The sequence below is a fragment of the Saccharibacillus sp. WB 17 genome, assembly GCF_008634075.2.
Lineage (GTDB): Bacteria > Bacillota > Bacilli > Paenibacillales > Paenibacillaceae > Saccharibacillus > Saccharibacillus brassicae.
Window position 1 is genome coordinate 208,425 of sequence record NZ_VPFK02000047.1, and the last position, 21,427, is coordinate 229,851.

A 21,427-nucleotide genomic window follows, 5' to 3' on the forward strand; every position below is an offset into this window, starting at 1 on the left:
ATCCACATATTGCCTGACAATCGGCCGCCCCGTACACTTTGGGTACCCCCTGCACGTTTATCGAGCGATAGCGAAAGGAGCCTACCGGAATGAAAGTCTCAGTCAAACCGAGCTATTTCAAATCCAGACTTTTTCTGAAATACATTTCTTCCTATTTGTTCGTTCTGCTGATTCCGCTCGTCTGCCTGACCTTCGTTCTGTACCATAATACGGCGTCCAATCTTCGCGCGCAGATCGAGCAGTCCCATCTCAATCAACTGACGCAGGCCGAGACGATCGTCGACACGCATCTGCAGCAGTTGAACGATATCGCTTCGCGCGCGGCGTACGATCCGAGTCTCAGCCGCTACCGCGTCCATGACGCCTATTACAGCCTTGAAGCGATCGACGCGCTCGGCAATTACAAAGCGGCCAGCCCGATCGTGGACGAGATGTTTTTGTATTTCCGCGGCGATCCGCGCATCTATTCCAGCGTCGGCATGTACGATCTGGACGTGTTTGCGGACAAATACCGGTTCAAGAACTGGACAGCCGACGCGGTCGAGCGCGATCTCAACGAAGTCCGGTATACGACGATGCGTCCGGCGGACCGCGTCGAGCGCGCTTCCGGTTATGCGCAGTCCACGCTCGTCTACCTCGTGCCGATGGTGCCGAACAGCCCGAATCCGCACGGGACGTTGATGTATTTCGTCAAGGAATCCAGCCTCACCGGCCTGATCGATTCGATTCTCGGCGGTTACGAAGGCTCGTCTTACATTTTCGATGCCGAAGGCCGGGTTCTCGCGGTCAAAAGCAATCAGGATGAAGCGCTCGGCGATCAGTCGCTGCAATCGCTCGTCTCGCTGTCCACCGGCACGCACAGCGTGAAGATCGGCGGCGTTCCGCATTCGGTCGTCTCCGTCAAATCCGAATTGAACGGCTGGGAATACGTCACGCTGATGCCGAGCGCGCAGTTCTTCAGCAGCGTGCTGCATATCCGGGCGTTTATCGTGGCCCTGTTCTCGATCGTCGTCGTATTCGGGGGCATTGGCGCGCTGCTGCTCGCGCGCCGGCAGTACAGCCCTATTTTCCAACTGTCCGAATTCGCCGAATCAAAGCCCGTCTCGCGGGGTCCCGGGGCCGATCCGGCGCCTCATACGCCGATGGGCGAGCTGGAACGTATCCGCTCGGCGCTCCAGGCTTACAGCGCGCGCGCTGACCTGCAGGAGCCGTATGCGCGCAACCATTTCCTGCTCATGCTGCTGCGCCACGGGGACGATTCGGGTCCTTCGCTCGGGCTGCCGGAATCGTTCGGCCTCCAATTCGACCGCTCGCGCTATTTCGCCATGCTGATCGGCCGCGAACATACCGGCGGCACAGCCGAAGAAGCGCGCGACTGGCAGCTGATGCTCACCCTGCTGTCGGAAGCCGAATACCCGGAACTCGGAGCGCGCCTCTACGGCGTCGAGCTGCCGAAGCCGGATCAGATTGCGCTGATCGTCGGCTTCGACCTTATCGAAGACGCGGACGAGACTTCGCAGATCGGCCGGATCGCGAGCGCCGTCTACGATCATCTGCAAGGGATCGGCCGCCTCAATCCGTCGATCGGCATCGGTACCTGCGCGGACGGCCCGGAACGGCTCAGCCAATCGTTTATCGAAGCGTGTTCCGCGTTCGAATCGCGCACCCGCACCGCCGAAGGCAGCTTGGCTTACTTCAGCGATCTGACCGCGGAGAGCGGCGAAGCGTCCTGGGTACCGAAAACGGTTCTGCTCAAACTGGCGCAGAGCCTCAAGCAGGGCAGCGCCGACGTCGCCGCCCGTTCGGTCGCCGAAGCGGCCCAGACGCTGCGCGCGCCGGGATTGTCCGCCAAATACATGCGCTGCATCGGCTTCGATATCCTCAATACCATTCTCAAGACCGCCGACGAAGCCGGCGTGGACAATTTGTCCGGCAGCATTCCGTCGATCGAAGCGTTCTCTTCGCCGGACGAGCTGGAACAAGGCTTCCTGAAGCTCGTGGACAAGCTGTGCGAACAGGTCGAGGAAAAAGAAGAATGCGAGACCCATACGCTGATGGATACGATCGTCGCCTATATCGACGAGCATTACGCCGACCATTCGCTGAGCCTGGAGACGATCTCGCACAATTATTCGATCTCCATGTCGTACTTCAGCCGTTCGTTCAAGGACAAAGTCGGCACCAACTTCGTCCAGTACATTTGGCAAAAGCGCATGGCCGCCGCGATCGTCGAACTGACGACGACCGACGAGCCGCTCAAGGAAATCATTCAGCGGATCGGCTACCAGGACGCGCCCAATTTTATTCGCAAATTCAAAAAAGAAACCGGCCATACGCCAGGTCAATACCGCAAGCTGTTCTCCGACGCGGACGGCAGCCTAAAAGAAAAAGCGTAGGCTGGAAGAAGCCGCCTCTTCGGGGCTTCGCTTGTTTCCTCCCCTTCGAATCGGGTAAGATGGGGGAAGAAGACCATCATCCTGGCCGCTCCAACGCGGCTCGAAGCGCTGGAACGTTTCAAGGTTCCGCAAGGAGGAGATTTCCATGAACATCACGACCCGAGCACGCAAGACGCTGATCGCGTTATCCGCCGCAAGCGTTGTGGCGATCGGCTCCGCGGGAGCTGCCGCGCAGCTCCCGCTGCCTGCCGCTTCGGCGGAGCAGGCGCCGACCGCTTCGGACAGCGCCATGGCGCTGCAGAAGCTGGCTTCATTCTACAAGCCGGCGCTCCGGGGCGAATTCCCGGGCAACGCATCCGGCTTCGCTGTCGGCAAAACGACGCGCAGCGAAGTCATCGACGCTTTCGGTTCGCCCGACGTGACCCGCACTTCCGTCGCCGGCTTCGACAGCTACACCGCCACTATGGGCAATCCCGGCTACGCCATGTCTTACACGGCGTCCGGCGTGCTCAAAGAAATCCGGTATTTCGGCACCAACGTCGAACGCCAAACGAATATCGGCGGCATGACGATGGCCATGGTCAAAAAATCCTGGTACGCGCCGACTTCGACCGCCACGATCAAAAACGGCACTTCGATCCAGACCAAGCTGACTTACAAACGCGGCGAATACAAGATCGAATTCATTTTCAACAATTCGCTGGAGCTGTCGCATATCAACCTGCTCAAAGGATGATCGATGGGAATTCCGGCGAATCGGGAACGTCCGGCTCGGAGCCGGTAACGGTACCGATAGACGCGTGAAAAGGCCGCCCTTTTGAGGGCGGCCTTTTTGTGTTGAGTGCGGCGGATCCGGAAGTCCGGGCGCAGCTTGGAAGGTGCGTCTTTTGGTTCGCCGGCCGTAGCAGGCGTACCTGCTGCGCTCGCTTTGCTTATGGCGCCCGCCCTTCCTGCCCTTCCTGCCCTTCCTGCCCTTCCTGCCCTTCCTGTCATGCCCGCCCGGTAACGAATCCTTATCCCGCTATTTGCCGGTATTCCGCCTTTTTGCACATCCAACGAATCGTCCTATCCTTATCGGCCGCAATTCGGCGTATTTGGGCCGATTCGGAGCTTATAGCGTGATGACGATTCGTTAACAAAGCAAAAAGCGGACTTGGCCGACAAATAGCGTGATGCGGATTCGTTAGACTTGTCTGTCCCATGCCCGTTCGAAGCGGCATACGTTGAAGCGGCGGCAGCCGATAAAAGAGAGCTGACTTACTTTTACATAGCTATTATTATAAATACACAAGCAGCCGACCTCTTTTCCAACTTTGCCGTCGTTATCCAAATTTATAGAAACGCAGGTGCCTATCATGCAGGATCTGACCACCCTTATCCGAAATCGCCATTCCGCCATCAAATTTATGCCCGATACGCCGATTTCCCGTCAGGAACTTTCCGAGATCTTCGAAGGAGTCAAGCTCGCGCCTTCGGCTTTTAACCTTCAGCATGCCCGGTATGCCGCCGTGACCGATGAAGAGACCGTAGAAAACATATATCAGGCTTCCGGCGGCCAATACAAAATCAAGCTCGCTTCGGCCGTGATCGCCGTATTCGGCGACACGCAGGCCCATACCCATGTCGCCGACATGTACGAAGGCTTTCTGGCGCTCGGCATCATCGATCGTGCCGAGTTCGACACGACCGTCCGCGACGTGACCGACTTCTACGAACGGCGCGGCGAGACTTTCCAACGCGACGAAGCGATCCGCAACGCCAGCTTGTCCGCCATGATGTTCATGCTGATCGCCAAAGACAAAGGCTGGGACACATGCCCGATGATCGGCTTCGATCCCGATGCCGTACGCGAAGCGGTCGGCGCTCCGGACAATCTGACGCCTGTCATGCTGATCGCGATCGGCCAGGAAGACACGTCGAAACGCCGCCCGCGCGGCTACCGCAAGCCGGTATCGGAGTTCGTGACTTTCGACCGGTTCTGACCGGTTCTGACCGCTTCTGACCGCTTCTGATCCGGTCGCCGCCGAATCCGCAAGAGCCAAAAGACCGTCCCGCCAGGAATCGAAGATTCCCGCGGAACGGTCTTTTTTTGCGCTGCTATTCGGGCGCCGCTATTTCAGCGCCGCTGCCCGGCTTACTCGCCGCGCAGGCTTACAGGTCCGATTTTTCGTCGAACAGTTCGCACAATTCGCTCACGAGCGAGCCGACGTAGTCGACCGCGCTGCGAATCGTGCGGCTATCGGACATGTCGACGCCCGCCATCCGGGCCAGCTCAAGCGGCGTTTTCGAACCGCCGGCTTTGAGCGTGTCCAGCCAGCGGTCGACCGCCGGCTGTCCTTCTTCGCGGATGATCTGCATCATCGCGGTGGACAGTGTCAGCCCCGCCGAATACGTATACGGATACAGGCCCATATAGTAATGGGGCTGTCTCATCCACGTCAGCTTCGCGTCTTCGGTCATTTCCAGCGTGTCTCCCCAGAACGAAGACAGCACGTCGCCTTTGAGTTCGCTCAGCACTTTGGCCGTGATCGCCTGGTCGTTCATGGCACGGGCATACACCCGGCGCTGGAGTTCGCCTTCCAGCAGGTGGGTGACGAAGTTATGGTAATACGTATTGAGCAGCTGCATGATGACCCAGCGGCGCAGCCGCTTGTCTTCCGACTGCGCGCGCAGATGCTCCGCGAGCAGCAGCTCGTTCATCGTCGACGGCGCTTCGATGAAATAGAGCGACGGACGCGAGTTGACCATCCGCTGGTAGCGGGCGCCCAGCATGAGATGGCCGGCGTGGCCGACTTCATGCGCCAGCGTGAACGCGCCGCGCATATTGTCGGCCCACGACATCAGAATGTAGGAATGCGAGCCGTAGATCGACGCGCAGAACGCTCCGGTCGATTTGCCGACATTCGACGCATGATCGACCCAGCGCTGCGTGAACGCCGCTTCGACGATCTCGCCGTATTCGCCGCCGAGTACGCCCAGCGCGTCCTGTACCGTTTTGCACGCTTCTTCGTACGTGATCGACGGACTGTAGTCCGGGTCGAGCGGCGCTTTAAGGTCGCAATAATACATCGTATCCAGCCCGAGCACCTTTTTCTTGAGCTCGGCGTATTTGCGCATATGCGGCGCAAGCTCCGTCTGGATCGTATCGAGAATCGCTTCGTACATCTCTTCCGTGACCTGCTGCGGTTCAAGCAGCATCTGCGTGACCGAGTCGTAGTTCCGCAGACGGGACATGATCACCTGACGCTTCACTTCGGCGGCGTACGCTTCCGCGAACGTATTGCGGTACGCGTGCAGCCCGCGGCTGAACGAAGCGAACGAACTGCGGCGCAGCTCGGTATTCAGGTGCATTTCGTAATCGGTTTCGTACGAGGCAAAAGAGACCGGATACCGCGTGCCGTCCACCTCGACGCCCGCAAACGTCATATCGGCAAGCTTGCCGCGCAGATAAGTCCGGTACGGCGCGCCGTGCACTTCGGACAGCGAAGCCAGCACTTTCTCCGTCTCGGGCGACAGACGGTGCGGCTTTTGCGCCAGCAGCAGCTTCAGCCGGCGTTCGAAATCGGCAAGTCCGGGTTCTTCCGCCAAATAGCGCTCGATCGTGCCGTCTTCGAGTGCCAGCAGCTCGGAATCGATAAACGTGAATTCGGACGACAGCTTCGTCAGCGTATCGCCGGACTTGGCCGAGCGGGCCTGATTGTCCGCGTCGGTGCCGTCTTCGGTCTGGCGCAGATGCGCGTAAGCCCCGACTTTGTGGGCTCTTTCCATAACGGTCTCGTGCGCCGTCAGGCACTCCAGCAGCACCGCGGCGCCTTCGCCGAGTCGTCCGCGGAACCGGGTGACGTCTTCCGCGCTGCGCGCGGTCCGCTCAAGTTCCTCGTTCCAATCGTCCTCGCTCAGAAACAAATGCTCCAAATTCCACGTCGATTCCTCCGGAACCTCCGAACGCATCCATACTTGATGACTCATGACGCTCACTCCTCTGCCTAAAATAAGGCGCGAGCGTCGGCGGATAACCATGCTCCGCCGACGCTCGCGCCAATCCGGTATCGCTCCCGTTCGGGAGTCCGCCTGTTTATTTTAACGCGGACGCCCGATCGTTGCAAAATGCCACGTTCGGTCAGTTTTGGACCGAGTGCGCTTTACGGCTCGATGCCGTAGACCGCTTTGCCGTTCACGTACACGACGGTCCGGTCCCACTCGCCGAACCCGGCAGATCCCGCTTTGTACGAATAATCGTTCTGTTCGTTATAGGCGCCCCAGTCGCTTCGATGAATACGCGACTGAATTTCCCCGGTCTCGCCTTTGGCCGCAAGGGTGCCGGACACAAAGCCGAGTTCCACGTAATCGGTAGCGCCCGCCGGAGCACCCGGCGTTTTGCCGAAGACGGCTTTGACGTTCGAAGCGCCGAACTGTGCCCAGTCGCAGAAATACTGCTGCGCGCCTGTGCCTTCGTTCGTATAATAGTAACGAACTTTGACATTTTTCAGCGGCACGGCCGCCGAGCCGGCGTTGCGGATATTGAATACGGGACGCAGCGCGTTGTCCGACGGGTTATCGTCCAGGCTGCGCTGCAGCAGCACCAGAGATTTCGTTCCGCCGCCCGCAGGCGGCGTCGGCGTAACCGGCGGCGGCACGGACGGACTGCCGCCCGATGCGGCCGGCTTGGCGGATACTTCCGCCGAATCGGCTCCCGCGCCTTTGGCGTTGACGGCGCCGACTTTGTAACGGTACGTTTTGCCGTTGACGGCGGCCGGATCGGCGTACGACGTGCCGGCGATCCCTTTTTGCAAGATCGCGTAACTGCCGCCGCCTTCGGCGCGCTTGACGAGGTACGTGTCCGCGCCCGATACGGCTGTCCACGTCAACGATACCCGGTTGCTGCCGGCCGAAGCCCGCAGTCCGGTGACCGGCCCCGGCACTTGAACGGCCGGAGCCGTTCCGCCCGTCCCGACAGACGCTCCCCGGCGCATCTCTTCGCGGACGAATTTGCCCGATGCGCTGAGCTGCGCCTGCGTCCAGCCTCCGGTAACGCTCGCGCCCGGAGCGAGGGCGGCCGAAGCTTCCTGCTTGTCCGCCAGCGACCAGTTGGCCCAGCCGATGCCCCGATCCGCCATGAAGTCGGTCCATTCCTTGGCCGCCGTCAGATAAGGTCCGCCGCTGCCCGAAGCGTCGCTCGTACCCCATTCGCTGACGAACACGGCCAGACCCTTATTCATGGCCGCGTCGATCCGGTCGCGCAGCCACGCTCCGTGCGTGCCTGCGTAGAAATGCACCGCGTACAGCACATTCGCGTCGGCAAGCGGCGAAGCCGCCGCGTCCTGAATATCCTGGCTCCACGTGCCGGTCCCGACGATGATCGGATTGTCCGGGTCTTCCGCCCGGATGACCCGGACCACTTCTTCGGCGTAAGGCTTGATATGGGTCTTCCAGTTGACGTTCCCGTTCGGTTCGTTCGCGATCTCGTAGATCACGTTCGGCGTGTTGCCGTACGCCTGCGCCATTTCTTTGAAAAAAGCTTTGGACTGCGTCTTGTATTGGTTCGGATCGCCGTCGGCCAAAATATGCCAATCGATGATCACGTACACACCGAGTTTGACCGCGGCATCGACCGCTTCTTTCACTTTGTTTTTCAGCGCCGGATTCGAGATGTACCCGCCCGAGTCCGTATACATGGCGACGCGGAACACGTTCAATCCCCAGTCGTCGCGCAGCCATTTCATGCTGGATTCGTTCACGTAATCGCCGTACCATTGAATGCCGTGCGAACTCATCCCTTTCAACTGCACGGACCTGCCGGCGGCGTCGGTCAATTTGCCGCTGCGCACCGCGAGTTGGCCATGGGTACCGACAAAAGAAGCCGCCGCAGCCGACACGGTTTTGCCGACGGGCGCGGGCTTGCGAGAGTTGGAAGTTTCCGCTTTGGGCTTTTGCGGCCGATTTTGCGATTCCTTGGCGGAGACCGGAGCTCCCGCACCGGCGCAGGCAGCGATTACCGCGACCAGCAGACAGGCGAGCATCAGGCACAAACCTTTTCGAAACGAGCGATTTGGCATCTTTTTCCCTCCATTGCTGTTCTTGGATGTAGTGATTTGCTGAAATTTTGTAGGGCTGGTTGGCCTTCTCTTTTAAATTACCTTATAAATGGAAAAGATACTTGAGGCAAAAGAACGCAAAATGAAAAAAAGACAGCAAAAAGGCCCGGTTTCCGTAAGGAAGCCGAGCCTGTAAGTGTGCCTTATTCCGCCAATTCCGTGCCTTTGGTTTCTTTGCCCAGAAAAGCTACGGCGGCCGCGCCGATCAGGATCATTCCGCAGAACATGCCGAAGATCACGGAAATCTCGACGCCCTGCGAGATCAGCCAGCCGACGAGGAACGGAGCGATAATGCCGCCGATCCGGCCGAACGAAGCGGCAAGTCCCGCTCCCGTCGTGCGAATGCTCGTCGGATAATGTTCGGGCGTGTACGCGTACAGGCCGCCCCACGCGCCGAGATTGAAAAAGGAAAGGCAGATGCCTGCCGCCAGCAGCGTCGCGGTCGTATCGGCCATGCCGAACCAGATCGCGCTCGCCGCCGTCAGTACAAGGTAGACGACCAGCACGAATTTGCGGCCGAACTTCTCGATAAAGTAAGCGGCGGTGAAGTAGCCCGGCAGCTGCGCGAGCGTCATGATCAGCACGTACTCGAAACTTTTGGTCAGGCTGTAGTCTTTGTACACCATGACCTGCGGAAGCCACAAAAACATGCCGTAGTAGGAAAAGACGACCGTGAACCACAAAATCCAGAGCATAAGCGACGTTTTGCGATATCCCGGCGCCCATACCTGGGCGAAGCGACGTTTGAGGCTGATTTTCTCGACCTTGTTTTTTTGCGCGAGAAATCTTGGCGAATCTTCGATTTTGCGGCGCAGGTAGAGCGCATACAGAGCCGGCAGCGCGCCAAGCGCGAAAGCGATACGCCATCCGGATTCAAAATTCGGAATGATGAAGTAGGCGATCAGCGCGGCGAGAATCCAGCCTCCTGCCCAGAAACTTTCCAGCAGGACGACGGTCCGTCCGCGTTCGTTCGCCGGAACCGATTCCGATACGAGCGTCGAGGCGACCGGCAGTTCCCCGCCCAGGCCGAACCCGGAAATAAACCGCAGAATACACAGCATGACGAAGCCGGTCGCGACGGCGGACAATCCGCTCGCCAGCGAGAAAATCAACAGCGTCCAGAGCAGGACCGACTTTCTTCCGAAACGGTCCGCGAGAATGCCGGCACAGGCGGCGCCTATCGCCATCCCGACCGAGTTGATCGCGGTCAGCACGCCCAACTGCTGCGGGCCGAGCGACCATTCGAGCGCAAGCGCGGCGGCGACGAACGAGATCAACGCCACGTCCATCGCATCGAACAACCAGCTCATCCCCACGCTTACGAGCAGACTTCTCCGTTTCGGCTTGCTGAGTGTTTTAACATTTCCCATTCTTTTTCTCCCCATTTCCTCTTGTTGGGCGCGGCCCAGCAGCAGCGTCGTTCCGAAGGAACGCGCCGGCCGCAGGACTAGCGACGAAGAGAATCGCGGGCACCGTCTGCTGCACCGTCAAGCCGCTTTTCCGACTTCCCTACCGCAGAAGTTTGTGAAAATCGGCTCAAAAAACAGCAAAACGGTCCTCCCGTTCTCCCCGCCGCGCGCGCCGGGATCTCTTTCGAGTCTGCCTCATAGTCTATCCTGTCCGAAGCTGCATGTAAAGAAAAATTACGCCAAACCTGCCGTAAGCTCTCAAGCGTCGTGAACCTGCTCTTTTTTCCCGTGCCAAAGCCGATGTTCCCCCTGCTTCGGAAGCCGCAAAACACGCAAAAAAAGCGCTCTCCGCCCCCGCCGGGTTCGTAACAGCGCTTCTTCCCTCATAACATGCCCTGCCTTCGGCTCCGAACGGGTCGAAGCGCTGTACGGCTACACTTTGCGGCGTACGACCGAAGACGCGAGCATGATCCCCGCTCCGGCATACAAAAATCCCTGAACATAATCCGGGTACAAAAACGAACGTACTCCTGCCGCTTCGAACAATACGATCAATGCCGCACAGCCCGCGATTTTCATTTTTGGTGACATCGTCCCATCCTCCAGCCTGGTAAAGGTCTAAATACTTATTGTTTTGAATATATAAGCATTTTCATAAGAAGTAAATCAAATTTTTTCTTTTTGGGAACGTTTTCTTCGGAAAACAGCAAAAAACTCCGGCAGGCGCGAGCCTGTCCGGAGTCGGGAGTATATGCTGTCTTCGATTTAAGGAATGTACTGCTGTACGATCTTCACGATAACGCCGTCTTTGACGGTGACGTGGTAAGGGAACCCGCTGAGGTCAAGCAGTCCGAGCGGGTTGTTGTACTGGGAATCGAACTTGTCCAGACCGATCGATTCGTTCCAGTTGATCTCCACGTCTTCGTAGTTGCCGGTGTGATCGTAGATCTGCATCAGCACTTCGGCGTCCGCGGCAACCGGCAGTTTCTCTTCGGTCAGATCGTTGTTGGCGATGTAGTAACCGTCCGGTGCGCCTCCGATTTCTTCAGCGGCATCCGGGTTTTCCTGCAGGAAAAGCTTGTCCGCCGCTTCGCCGGTGTACCAGCCGATGCGGTCGGTCTCGAGTTGGGTGACGCCGTTTGCGTCTTTCTCAACCGAGTTGATAAAAATCGTATATGTTTGTTCCTTCGAGGTTTCGCTGCTGGTGTCAGTCGTTTGCTGCGCCGGAGCGGCGGAAGCGGGAGTAATGACATTGGAAGTCGGGAAGTATCCGAATCCGATCATAAAGGCCAAGATACCTGTACCGATCATGCCGAGTGTTGTTTTTTTCATTAGTTGTTCTCCCCTTTCAGAGGTCCCTTGTTGTGCAACTTGTCGGTAAGTCTTATTACCCTAAAGCTAGCTTGCACAAACTTTTTTCGGAAATTTACTTTATATGTTCATTATAGGACCTGGTGATAAACAAAGAGTGTCGATTCGATAAAGAAGTTCTTACAAAATCGACTTCTTTGAAAGGGGATGCAGCGAAAAACGTTCCTTTTTGCAGTTGTCCAACGAATTTCGGACACAAAAAAAGCGAAACGGCAGAGCCGTTTCGCTTCGGGCATGCACAGGGCGATCGCCCTGTGCATGTCTGTCGGTTTATTTGAACACTTTCACGCGCTCTTCGACAGGCTGGAACGTCTTCTCGCCGGCCGGAGCCAGCGGATTGCCGAAAGGCATTTGCGCCCGCAGCAGCCAGCTCGCAGGCAGGTTCCAGGCTTCCTGAACGCCGGCGTCGATCAGCGGGTTGTAATGCTGAAGCGTCGCGCCGATGCCTTCGTTGCTCAGCGCTGTCCAGATGACGAGCTGCAGCATGCCCGACGACTGGTCGGACCAGATCGGGAAGTTGTCCGCGTACAGCGCGAACTGGTTTTGCAGGTTCTTCACAATGTCCTGGTCTTCGAAGAACAAGATCGTGCCGTAGCCGTTTTTGAACGAATTGATTTTGTCGGTCGTGCCCGCGAAAGCTTCGTCGGATACGGCTACCTTTTTCAATTCGCCGAGCGTGATGTCCCATAGTCGGTCATGCTGTTCGCCGAACAGGACGACCGCGCGGGAAGTCTGGGAATTGAACGAAGTCGGCGTATATTTGACCGCTTCCTCTACAATTTCCTGAATCTTCTGGTCGCTGACGGTTACGTCTTTGCCGATCGCGTAGATGGAGCGTCTGGATTCCAAAGCCTCGAAAAATTCTTTTGCCAAGTTAAAGCTCCTCCTCGTCGAATCACGAAATATTTTAATAACTTTTCGTAATATAATATATAATAGTTCGAGGAAAGCGTCAAGTTTTACTCCAAGGCTCCGGCGGCGTCAAGCGGATTGCGCATCACGTCGGCTTGCTCGCCGAGCGGCAGGTCCCACGGCAGCCGCCGCCACAGGCTGCGCGAATTCGTCAGCAGCTTCGACACGCAGTCGATATAAGGCTTGGCCGCTTCGGCCGAAGGCTGGTTGGTCCAGATCTGGCGGCCGGCCAAATACGCGATCGCGTATTGCGTCCAATCGCCGTACAGAGCCTGCGCGCGGCGCGAGGCCGCAGCGGCCAGTTCCAGCGCGCGTTCCGCTTCAAGCCATCCGGCCGAATGGGCGGTCCGGCAGATAAAGACGTATTGGCCCAGATCCCAGGCGGCGATACCCGCGCGGGGAAGCCTGCCGGCGTACATCTGCACCAGGCGGGCGTGGTTATACAGAGCGGCGTTGCCGTTCAGGCGCTCGAAATAGTTCTCCCGATCGCGAAACGACAGAGCGCCCAGAAAAGATTCCGTTTTGGAGTAGGACGCCTGCCCGCCTTCTTCCCACAGCCAGTTCAAATGCCGTTCCAGCGTTTCTTCGTCGTTGACGGACCACGTATGCGCCAGCAGTTTGCGCAGTTCGTCCTTGCGCGCTGCCGGCCAGGCGAAGCCGGTCTGTTCGAGCAGGCCGTTCATCTGGAACAGAACGGCTCCCATCGCAAACGCACGCATGGTCTGTTCGTCGTTTTCCCGTATGCGCAGCGTTCCCATGCTTGTCCACTTCCTTTCTTCAAAAACCGTGAATGTCCGGCAGCGGTTCGCCCGATGTCTCGGGCAGCACGGGAGGCTTCGTCGGAGCCGGCAGCTCGAGGTCTCTTGAGCGGCGCAGCAGCTTCCATTTGCGCGCCGAGCGGCGTTCCAGCACCCGGCCGATCTCGGCCAGCTCCGGACGGTCGGGATCGGCGGCCAGCGCTTCGGCGATCAGCGCTTCCGCCTGTTCGTAACGGCCGAGCGCCGCGCAGCAGCGAATCAGGTACTCTTCCGCTTCCCGCCGCAGCCCGACTTTGCAGGCCGCTTCGAAAAATTCCGCCGCCTGTTCGTATTGCGCAAGCCGGAACAGAATATATCCGCCGTACAGCAAAACGAGCGGTTCTTGCTCGTTTGCGTCGACGCGGTCGGTATAGCGGACGATCGCCGACTCCGCTTCTTCCCACCGTTCCTGCAAGGCCAGCAGGCGAATCAACTGAAGGTAAGCCCAGCCGCGCTTCGGATAATGCTCCGCGAGCAGCTTCAGGCTTTTCTCCGTATCGCCCGGTCTGTCCAGGCGCAGCAGCATCTCCGACACGAGCCGGATCGGCAAATATTCGCTCGGTGCGATCCGGGCCGCCCCGAGATACCGCTCCAACGCTTCTTCGCTTTTGCCTTCGGCCCGATACAGGTCGCCTTCGATTACCCGGCCGTAATAATCGTTCGGCCGTTCGTCGTTATACCGTTCGACGATCGAGGCAGCACGAACGAAATCGCCTGCCCGGAAATGCACTTCGGCGATCAGCAGGTCGATCGCTTCGGGGAATCCGCGGCCTTTGGCTTCGCCGAGGTATTCGAGCGCATGGGCGTAATCGCCGATCCGCAGGAAACAGTAACCGGCGCGGAACCAGGCTTCGGTCAGCGTCCGGTCGTACTGGATGACCCGCAAATAGTCGAGCAGCGCTTCCGGGTATCGTTTCAGCGAATAGAAGCAGTCGCCGCGGGCGGAATGGTAATACCACTGGGCGGACAGTTCAAGCGCGTGGTTGAGCAGCTGCAGCGCTTCCTCGTACTGGCCCTGCATGCGCAGCGACTCGCCGAAGCGGTACAGCGCTTCGGGATCGGACGGCTTGAGCGTGAGTACCCGCTTGAGATCCGAGCGGGCATCGTCGAACCGTTCGAGCGCAATACGGATCAGCCCGCGCAGCTTGAGGATGTCCGCCTGCTTGAGCGGCTGGTCTTCCGTGGAGTGTACGGCGCGGTTCAATCGTTCTTCGCTTTCGGGGTAGCGCTCCAGCTTGCCGAGCGCTTTGCCGAGCAGGAAATTCAGGTCCGCCCCGAGGTCTTGGGTGCGTTCCGTCTCAAGCAGCAGCTCGGCGCATTCCCGCTCCCTGCCGGTATCGAGATACAGTTCGGCAAGCGTATGCAGGCCGCGCAGTTCGGCCCCGTCTTCCGTCTTCATTTCCCCGGCCAGCTTGTCGTTGAGCATCAGCAGCCGGATCTGGGCGTCCAGGTCTTCCGGATAGCGCGCACACAGTTCTTCGTACGCTTTTTTGGCTGCCCACGACTGTCCGAGCGCTTCGCGGCAGGCCGCGATTCCGCTCAGCGCATGGATGCTGCCGGGCAGCAGTGCCAGCAGCGCTTCGTATTCGGCCAGCGCTTCGGCCCATTCCTGCCGGCGCAGCCTCGCATCGCCGCGCATGAGCCGGACTTCGGGTTCGTCCGGTTCTTCCTTCAACCATTGATCGAGCACCTGCAGCGCCGATTCCGCCTGGTCCTGCCGCAGGTAGAACAGCGCGATCAGGCGCAGGCAGTCCGGCTCCCGGTTGTTCAGCTGCGCCGCGCCTTTGAGCGCTTTCTCCGCCAATTCCAGATCGTTCAGCACCAGCGCGTAATGCGCCTGTTCGCGAAAGCGCAGAAAAGCGTCGTAATCGTACGGTTCGTCCGTCTCCAGACGATCGTAGCGCAGTTCCCAGAACGTGTTGAATCGCTCCAGCAGCAGCGAGACTTCGGTCTGGCCGTACTGATCCTGCAGCCGGCGTTCGCTCAGCGTCCATTCGAAATGCCCGTCGAGCAGATGCAGCACTTGTTTGGGCAGGAACGGATGACCCAGCAAAAAGCCGAACAGTTCCTGCCCGATCCGTTCGCGCGTCTCGATCGGCCAGAACAGCTCGTCGTCGAGCAGTTCCTGCCAGATGTCCGGTTCGATCCGCTTGGCGATGTCCGCGTACGTGCTCTGGCAGCGCAGCATGAACAGCGTGACCGGCGATTCCGGTCCGGGCTGCGCCGCCGACTGTTCGGGGCTGCGCAGCCGTTCCCGTTCGCGTTCGCTCAGATCGGGCTTGGCATCGGGTTCGGCCAGCAGCTTCGCTTCGTCCAGAGCGGCCTCGTAAGACTGGCGCAGCTGCTGGAACCCGTCCGGATTTTCTTCGGGATGGCATTCTTTCAATTTGCGGGCATACGCCCGTTTGATCCGTTTGATTTCGGTCGTCGGTTCGATTCCAAGCGTCGCCCAAATGTTCATATCATTCCTCCGGCTGCTTCTCCGCCAGTTCCAGCAGTTCTTTGAGCATGCCCGCTTCCTTGCGAATTTCCCGTTCGTCCTGCCGCGTCAGCACCGTCTCGAACCGTCGGAGCGCGCCGGCGATCCGGGTACGCACGCTGCCGAGCGCTTCTTCGTAGATCCGGTCTCCCCGGGCCAGCAGCAGCCGGTTCTCGGATTTGTCGCGCGGATGGATCTTGATCGCTTCCAGCTGCAGGAACCGCGTCTCGACTTCTTCCATCGACATGCCGCTCGCGTCTTCGCGAATAAGCAGCCGATGCGTCTCGCTCGTGGACAGCGTCGTCACTTCCACTTCCAGAATGCCGTTGATATCATAGGTGAAGCGGATATCGACGGCCTGTTCGCCCGCCCGGCCGCCCGGTACGGGAATTTCCAGCTGACCGAGCTTGATGTTGTTGCGCGTCAGGCGGTTCTCGCCCTGGAAAATTTCGATCCGGATCGTTTTCTGTTCGTCCGTGACCGTATAGAAACGTTCGACCCGGCTCGCCGGGATGACCGTATGGCGTTCGATAATCGGGAAAAAATGTCCGCTGTCGTAGCCGCCGTCGCCGTTTTTGACCGTGACCATCGTGCCGAGCGTATACGGGCAGACGTCGGTCAAGACGACTTCTTTTAATTCTTCGCGGCGCTCTTTCATCGCGGCCACGATGCCCGCCCCGATCGCGACGGTCTCGTCGGGATGGATACGGGCCGCCGGCAGGCGCCCGAACAGGCGCGCGGCGAACGAATAAATCAAGGGCATGCGCGTCGCTCCGCCGACCAGCACGATCTCGTTCAGTTCGCGCGGGCTGAGCGAAGCGTCTTTGAGCGCCCGTTCCACCGGGTGGCGCAGGCGGTTCAGCAGCGGCTTCGACAGATGGTCGAACAAATTGCGGTCGATCGTCCATTCGTAGGCTTCGCCGTCGACGGTGCAGGCAAGCTTCGCGTCCTGCTGCATCGTCAGCAGGCGCTTGCCCTGCTCGGCCTGCTTGCGCAGCGCCGCCATCGTGCGTTTGTCGAGACGGTCTTTGTCCAGTTGGACATGTTCGAGAAAACGGTCGATCAGCATGTCCGTAAAATCTTCGCCCCCGAGAAAAGCGTCCCCGGCGACCGATTTCACTTCCATGACGCCTTCGAACATGTCGAGGATCGACACGTCGAACGTGCCTCCGCCGAGGTCGAAGACGAGAAACTGGCTTTCTTCCTGCTCCAGATGCAGCCCGTAGGCGACGGCAGCCGCCGTCGGCTCGTTGATCAGCCGCTCGACGCGCAGGCCGGCAAGTTCTCCCGCCCGCTTCGTCGCCCGGCGCTGAATATCGTTAAAATAGGCGGGTACGCTGATGACCGCTTCTTCGATCGGCTCGCCCAAAAAGGCTTCCGCGTCCTGCTTCAGCGAACGCAGAATAAAAGCCGACAGGTCTTCCGGCGAAAATTCGTGCTCGCCCAGCTTGTACCGCCGATCTGTTCCTATGTATCGCTTGAAAATCGCGGCGGTTCGCTCCGGATGGGTAACGAGACGTTCCCTCGCGATTTCCCCGACCAGAATCTGCCCGTTGTCGTCCACGCCGACGACGGACGGTGTCAGCACATTACCCAGCGCGTTCGGAATAAGCGTGCTGCCTTCCTCCGTTCGAAAAGAGGCCAAGCTGTTCGTCGTTCCCAAATCAATTCCGATAATCGGCAAAACGTTCACCTCGCTCTCCGGCTTTTATTTTCTCCATTGTATCCCATTTTTCTATGTTAGACGCAAAAAGGGAACCTCCTTAGCTTTCCGGAAGGTTCCCCCAAAATCGGTAGACGGCTCTGGTGCGAGAATTAAGCTGCGTGCGGGTACAAATCCGATTTTTGTTCTGACCGACCGGCAGACGTCGCGTTAACGCCGTTGCGGTTGTGCGTTGCTTCTATTTAAGACGCGATCAGGACGATTGGGCCAGACGCACGAGAAGGTGGGCCAACTTGTGGCGTTCTTCTTTGTCGCCGACTTTCCACAGTTCCTGAAGCAGCTTTTCTTCGCTGTTGCGCGGCGCTTCGTTGGCGGCCAGATAATCGGCTACCTTCTCGGCGACTTTGGCAAGCTGTTCTTCGCCAAGACCGATGCTTTCGCCGATCTTGATACGTTTGTGCAGATACTGTTTGAATTCGTCAAAATCTTGTAAAATTTTGTCTTTTTTGTCATCTCCGATACGATCGATCGTTTGCTCGATCTTATCGGTGTGTACCTCTCCGTCTTTCGTTACCGCGTGCTTCTGATCTTCGATTTCACTCATTTTTCTGGCTCCTCTCAGTTGTGGGGTCTGGAATACTTGAAGCGAATCATGAATTTCTTCAAAGCCTATTGCACCTGCTGCATTATTATTAACCCATTCAAGAAATATGAACCCGTCTTTATTCGCTTTTATGAATTTTGCGCAATTTCTTGTGAATCCAGATAGCCGCCTGCGTCCCTTCTCCCATCGCGATGGTCGAAAGTTCGGAATGCAGACCGATATCGCCGGCGGCCCAGACGCCTTCCACATCCGTCATTTTGGTGCGCGGATCGGTCTTGACGTGCCGGTTGCTCTCAAGCGTGACGCCAAGCTGCTCGGCGAGTTCCGTGCGCACATGCTTGCCGCTGAACGCGATAAATCCCCGTTCCGCTTCGAGCACGCGGCCGTCTTCGAGCACGATCGCTTCCAGCTCGCGATGCTCGTCCGCCCGCACTTCGGTCACGCGCTGTTCTTCGTAGTCGACGCCGATCTTTTGCAGATGCTGCAGCAGCCGCTCCTCGATCGGCTCCCGATCGTGATTGACGTACGTCAAATGGGGTGTGCGTTCGGCCAGCAGTACGGCCATGCCGGAAGCATGCTCGCCCGAACCGATCAGCACCGTTTTGCGGTCGATGATCTCGTAACCGTCGCAGTCCGGACAAATGTAGACACTGTAGCCGAGCGCGTGCTGCAGGCCGGGGATGTCCGGGTACCGGTCCAGCATGCCTGTCGCCAGCAGAATCGTATGGGCGGAAAACCGTTTGCCGGTGCCGGTCGTCACGACGAAACGTTCGCCGTCCCGCGCCGCTTCCATGACCGTGTCCTGAATATATTCCGCGCCGAGCGATTCGGCCTGCTCCTGGCCGACTTTGCGCAGATGTTCGCCGGTCACCCCTTCGGGCCAACCGATGATGTTGTGATACGTATGGCAGATCGACGAACGGCCGTGGCCGGCGTCGATGACGAGAATGCGGTGCGTACTGTAGCGGCCCAGCTGGATCGCGGCCTGGGTGCCCGCTATTCCTCCTCCGATGATGATGCAATCGTACAGCATGAACAGGCTCCTCTCTGTTGTCGGCCCTTTTTCGGACCTCGCTTGCTTTTGTACAGTCGGTTTCAAAAATATATAAACCAAACGGCTTTTTTTAAACGCGCATTTGACAGAGACGATCGGGATCTCTACAATTTGTTTAGTTATGCCGGTTTTCGCGCAAGCCGAAACCGGTCTCGGCAATTCCGGACATTTTACCGCAGAAAGGGGCCGATTCCCTTCCCTAACCGAATACGATGGCCCCGTCGCCCGCACGTCCGGGTGAACAGCGGGGGCAAATTTCTTTTTATTGTACTGTTGACCGTTGTGTTCTGCTTGTCCCCTTCCGTTTTGAAAGACGAAAATCCGATCGATCTCGACGAAGCGCTGGACAATCTCAATAGTGCCGATACCGGCGTGGGACCGCTGCCTTCCGGTCTGCCTTCCATGCTCTGGGTGCCGGGCGGAACGCCGGTGGAATACGATCCGTCGCCGCCGTACGACCCTTTCTTCCCGCTGCACGCGGCCTCGCTGCTGGTCGGTTGGAGCGTGCTGCTCCGACTGAAGCGCCTGCTGCTGAGGCCGCTGAAGTTTCTCTCGAATTACGTGGGCCAAGCGCTTTTTTATCCCATTTTCCGAAAAAGCGCTTGAATTACGAAGGGAGAGACCCAATTCACCATGGGAGTTACGATAGCCGTTAATTTGCTGATGGTCGCGCTGCTGATCGCCGCCACCGCTTACTTTGTCATTACCGAATTTGCCATTATCCGGGTCAGAAGCAGCCGCATCGACCAGCTGATCATGGAAGGCAACAAACGGGCGGTCAACGCCAAAAAGGTCATTACGAATCTCGACGGCTCGCTGTCCGCCTGCCAGCTCGGCATTACGATTACCGCCCTCGGACTCGGCTCGCTCGGCGAACCGACGATGGAACTGCTGCTGCATCCGGTATTCGAAGCCGTGCCGGCCATACCGGAAGCGGTCGCTTCGCTGTCGTCGTACGTGCTCGCTTTTGCGATCATTACGTATTTGCATGTCGTCGTCGGCGAACTGTTCCCGAAGACGGTCGCGATTCAAAAATCGGAAGCGGTCACGCTCGCCGTCTCGGGTTCGCTGTTGATGTTCTACAAGATCATGTACCCGTTCATCTGGCTGCTTAACGGCTCCGCCAACCAGATCGGCCGCTGGATCGGCATGCAGCCCGCCAGCGAGCACGGCGAAGCTTTTTCTGAAGAAGAACTGCGCCTGATTCTGAACGAGAGCTACGAAGGCGGCAAAATCAACCAAAGCGAATACGGGTATGTGAGCCGCATTTTCGCTTTCGACGAAATGCTCGCGACCGAGATTATGGTGCCGCGTACCGATATGGCCTGCCTGTATCTGGACAAGTCGCGCGAAGAGAACCGCCGGATCATTTTGCAGGAACAATACACGCGCTTTCCGGTCGCCGATGCAAGCAAAGACCATATCGTCGGCATGATCAACACCAAAAAGTATTTTCTCGCGCTTGAAGAAAATCCGGATATCGACGTGTCGTCGCTCGTCCAGCCGGTCATGTCCGTGTCCGAAAGCATGGCGGTCAAAGACCTGCTCAAAAAGATGCAAAAAGAAAACACGCATCTGGCCATTCTCGTCGACGAATACGGCGGGACGTCCGGCATGGTCACGATCGAAGATATTCTGGAAGAGATCGTCGGCGATATTCGCGACGAATTCGACGCGGCCGAAGAAGCGGAACTGGTCCAGGCTTCGGACGATCACCTGATCGTGGACGGCAAAGTGTTCATTCACCGTATCAACGAGATTCTGATGACCGACCTCGACGACGAGGAGCTGAACACGATCGGCGGCTGGCTGTACGGCCAGCGCCCGGATCTGACGGTCGGCCAGAAATGGCAGCACGAGAATCTGGAATTCACCGTGCTGCGCCGCGGCCCGCGCCGCTACCGCAAGCTGGATATCGTGCGCCATCCCGTCGTGCCGGACGAAAATATCGAACGCAGCGCGCTGGACGAACAGGTGTAACCCTTCGCGGGGCGAGACGTTTTTTAAAAGGAATGCGCTGCAAGACGTTTTCCAATAAGAGACGCACCGCAAGAAACGTCCCAAAACAAAAGTTTCAAAAAAACGCTTGAAAACAAAAGCTTGAAAACAAACGCGACAAAAAGCCTTTCCGGCCTGCCGGAAAGGCTTTTTCGCATACCTTTTTGCACAGGATCAGGCTTCAAATGCGCCGCTCAGAATCAAGGATCGGATACGACGCACCCGCTCGCCGTGCCGCGCTCGTTCCTGTTGTTTAGAAACCGCTTTTATATTTATCGTCGCTCGAAGAACGGGTCTTGGTCGCGTCTTTGTTTTTCTCTTCCTGCTGTTCCATGGCGATATCTTCCATCGGAAGCGAGTCGACGTTCATCTCGCTCTCGTGCATGTCAAACAGGCTTTCGTTGCCCGTCGGATACTGCTCGGCATGATCGTGGCTGCCTTGACGGTTGTCATCCTGCTGACTCTGCTGCTGCGATTCCACTTCTTCGTTGTCTTTGATCTCATGCTGCTTCTTGTCCATGATTACGTGACACCTCCTGTTATCGGCTTCTTCTCCCCTTTACCCGCAAGTGAAAGCTCTCAAAACGAAAAAAGGCGAATCTGTTCCGTAAAAAGACAGAAAAAGCCCCGGTTCGCGCTGCGAACCGGA

The 21,427-nt window shown here is 58.1% G+C and carries 17 protein-coding genes; 5 read left to right on the forward strand and 12 right to left on the reverse strand.

The annotated features are described in order from the left end of the window. Nucleotides 1-89 precede the first annotated feature (89 nt). The 3 genes from FTE24_RS22780 (at nucleotide 90) to FTE24_RS22790 (ending at nucleotide 4,378) form a co-directional block, all read left to right on the forward strand. Nucleotides 90-2,396 carry a helix-turn-helix domain-containing protein gene (locus FTE24_RS22780; protein WP_150228544.1) on the forward strand — a complete coding sequence of 769 codons (2,307 nt, stop codon included), beginning with the start codon at nucleotides 90-92 and terminating at the stop codon, nucleotides 2,394-2,396. Nucleotides 2,397-2,541: 145 nt separating this feature from the next. Continuing rightward, nucleotides 2,542-3,132: a YjgB family protein gene (locus FTE24_RS22785; RefSeq protein ID WP_150228542.1), complete on the forward strand. Its 591-nt coding sequence runs from the start codon at nucleotides 2,542-2,544 to the stop codon at nucleotides 3,130-3,132. A gap of 619 nt (nucleotides 3,133-3,751) precedes the next feature. Further along, on the forward strand, nucleotides 3,752-4,378 hold the full coding sequence (locus FTE24_RS22790) for a nitroreductase family protein (protein ID WP_150228540.1): 627 nt from the start codon (nucleotides 3,752-3,754) through the stop codon (nucleotides 4,376-4,378). A 169-nt stretch (nucleotides 4,379-4,547) separates the two neighbouring features. Here the strand turns inward: FTE24_RS22790 and pepF are convergent, their stop codons facing one another. From pepF to FTE24_RS22845, 11 genes are all read right to left on the reverse strand, one after another. Then, on the reverse strand, nucleotides 4,548-6,365 hold the full coding sequence (gene pepF, locus FTE24_RS22795; protein ID WP_150228538.1) for an oligoendopeptidase F: 1,818 nt from the start codon (nucleotides 6,363-6,365) through the stop codon (nucleotides 4,548-4,550). A gap of 173 nt (nucleotides 6,366-6,538) precedes the next feature. After that, entirely contained in the window at nucleotides 6,539-8,452 is a 1,914-nt protein-coding gene (locus FTE24_RS23530) for a cellulase family glycosylhydrolase (RefSeq protein WP_150228536.1), read from the reverse strand. A 182-nt stretch (nucleotides 8,453-8,634) separates the two neighbouring features. Beyond that, a complete protein-coding gene (locus FTE24_RS22805) occupies nucleotides 8,635-9,861 on the reverse strand; it encodes an MFS transporter (RefSeq protein WP_150228534.1) in 1,227 nt (408 codons plus the stop codon). Between the two features lie 471 nt (nucleotides 9,862-10,332). Beyond that, complete coding sequence (locus FTE24_RS22810; RefSeq protein WP_160441871.1) at nucleotides 10,333-10,491, reverse strand: hypothetical protein; 159 nt, start codon at nucleotides 10,489-10,491, stop codon at nucleotides 10,333-10,335. A gap of 174 nt (nucleotides 10,492-10,665) precedes the next feature. After that, on the reverse strand, nucleotides 10,666-11,232 hold the full coding sequence (locus tag FTE24_RS22815; RefSeq protein WP_150228533.1) for a hypothetical protein: 567 nt from the start codon (nucleotides 11,230-11,232) through the stop codon (nucleotides 10,666-10,668). 309 nt (nucleotides 11,233-11,541) lie between these two features. Continuing rightward, entirely contained in the window at nucleotides 11,542-12,144 is a 603-nt protein-coding gene (locus FTE24_RS22820; RefSeq protein WP_141449522.1) for a nitroreductase family protein, read from the reverse strand. An 86-nt stretch (nucleotides 12,145-12,230) separates the two neighbouring features. Next, on the reverse strand, nucleotides 12,231-12,941 hold the full coding sequence (locus FTE24_RS22825; RefSeq protein ID WP_150228531.1) for a DUF1266 domain-containing protein: 711 nt from the start codon (nucleotides 12,939-12,941) through the stop codon (nucleotides 12,231-12,233). Between the two features lie 19 nt (nucleotides 12,942-12,960). Further along, nucleotides 12,961-15,441, reverse strand: coding sequence for a J domain-containing protein (locus FTE24_RS22830; RefSeq protein WP_150228529.1), 2,481 nt, complete (start codon nucleotides 15,439-15,441; stop codon nucleotides 12,961-12,963). 1 nt (nucleotide 15,442) lies between these two features. Further along, nucleotides 15,443-17,143, reverse strand: a complete 1,701-nt coding sequence (locus FTE24_RS22835; RefSeq protein WP_150228528.1) for a molecular chaperone HscC — start codon at nucleotides 17,141-17,143, stop codon at nucleotides 15,443-15,445. A gap of 232 nt (nucleotides 17,144-17,375) precedes the next feature. Next, on the reverse strand, nucleotides 17,376-17,726 hold the full coding sequence (locus FTE24_RS22840; protein ID WP_202111973.1) for a DUF3243 domain-containing protein: 351 nt from the start codon (nucleotides 17,724-17,726) through the stop codon (nucleotides 17,376-17,378). A 118-nt stretch (nucleotides 17,727-17,844) separates the two neighbouring features. Next, nucleotides 17,845-18,759, reverse strand: a complete 915-nt coding sequence (locus tag FTE24_RS22845; RefSeq protein WP_150228526.1) for an NAD(P)/FAD-dependent oxidoreductase — start codon at nucleotides 18,757-18,759, stop codon at nucleotides 17,845-17,847. A 312-nt stretch (nucleotides 18,760-19,071) separates the two neighbouring features. On the opposite strand from FTE24_RS22845, the gene FTE24_RS22850 reads away from it, so the two are divergent. Both FTE24_RS22850 and FTE24_RS22855 read left to right on the forward strand, forming a co-directional pair. Beyond that, nucleotides 19,072-19,386 (forward strand): hypothetical protein, encoded by a 315-nt coding sequence (locus FTE24_RS22850; RefSeq protein ID WP_150228524.1) that lies wholly within the window; start codon nucleotides 19,072-19,074, stop codon nucleotides 19,384-19,386. Between the two features lie 27 nt (nucleotides 19,387-19,413). After that, nucleotides 19,414-20,760: a hemolysin family protein gene (locus FTE24_RS22855; protein WP_150228522.1), complete on the forward strand. Its 1,347-nt coding sequence runs from the start codon at nucleotides 19,414-19,416 to the stop codon at nucleotides 20,758-20,760. A 271-nt stretch (nucleotides 20,761-21,031) separates the two neighbouring features. On the opposite strand, the gene FTE24_RS22860 is transcribed toward FTE24_RS22855, so the two are convergent. Beyond that, nucleotides 21,032-21,298 carry a hypothetical protein gene (locus FTE24_RS22860; RefSeq protein ID WP_202111974.1) on the reverse strand — a complete coding sequence of 89 codons (267 nt, stop codon included), beginning with the start codon at nucleotides 21,296-21,298 and terminating at the stop codon, nucleotides 21,032-21,034. Nucleotides 21,299-21,427 lie beyond the last annotated feature (129 nt).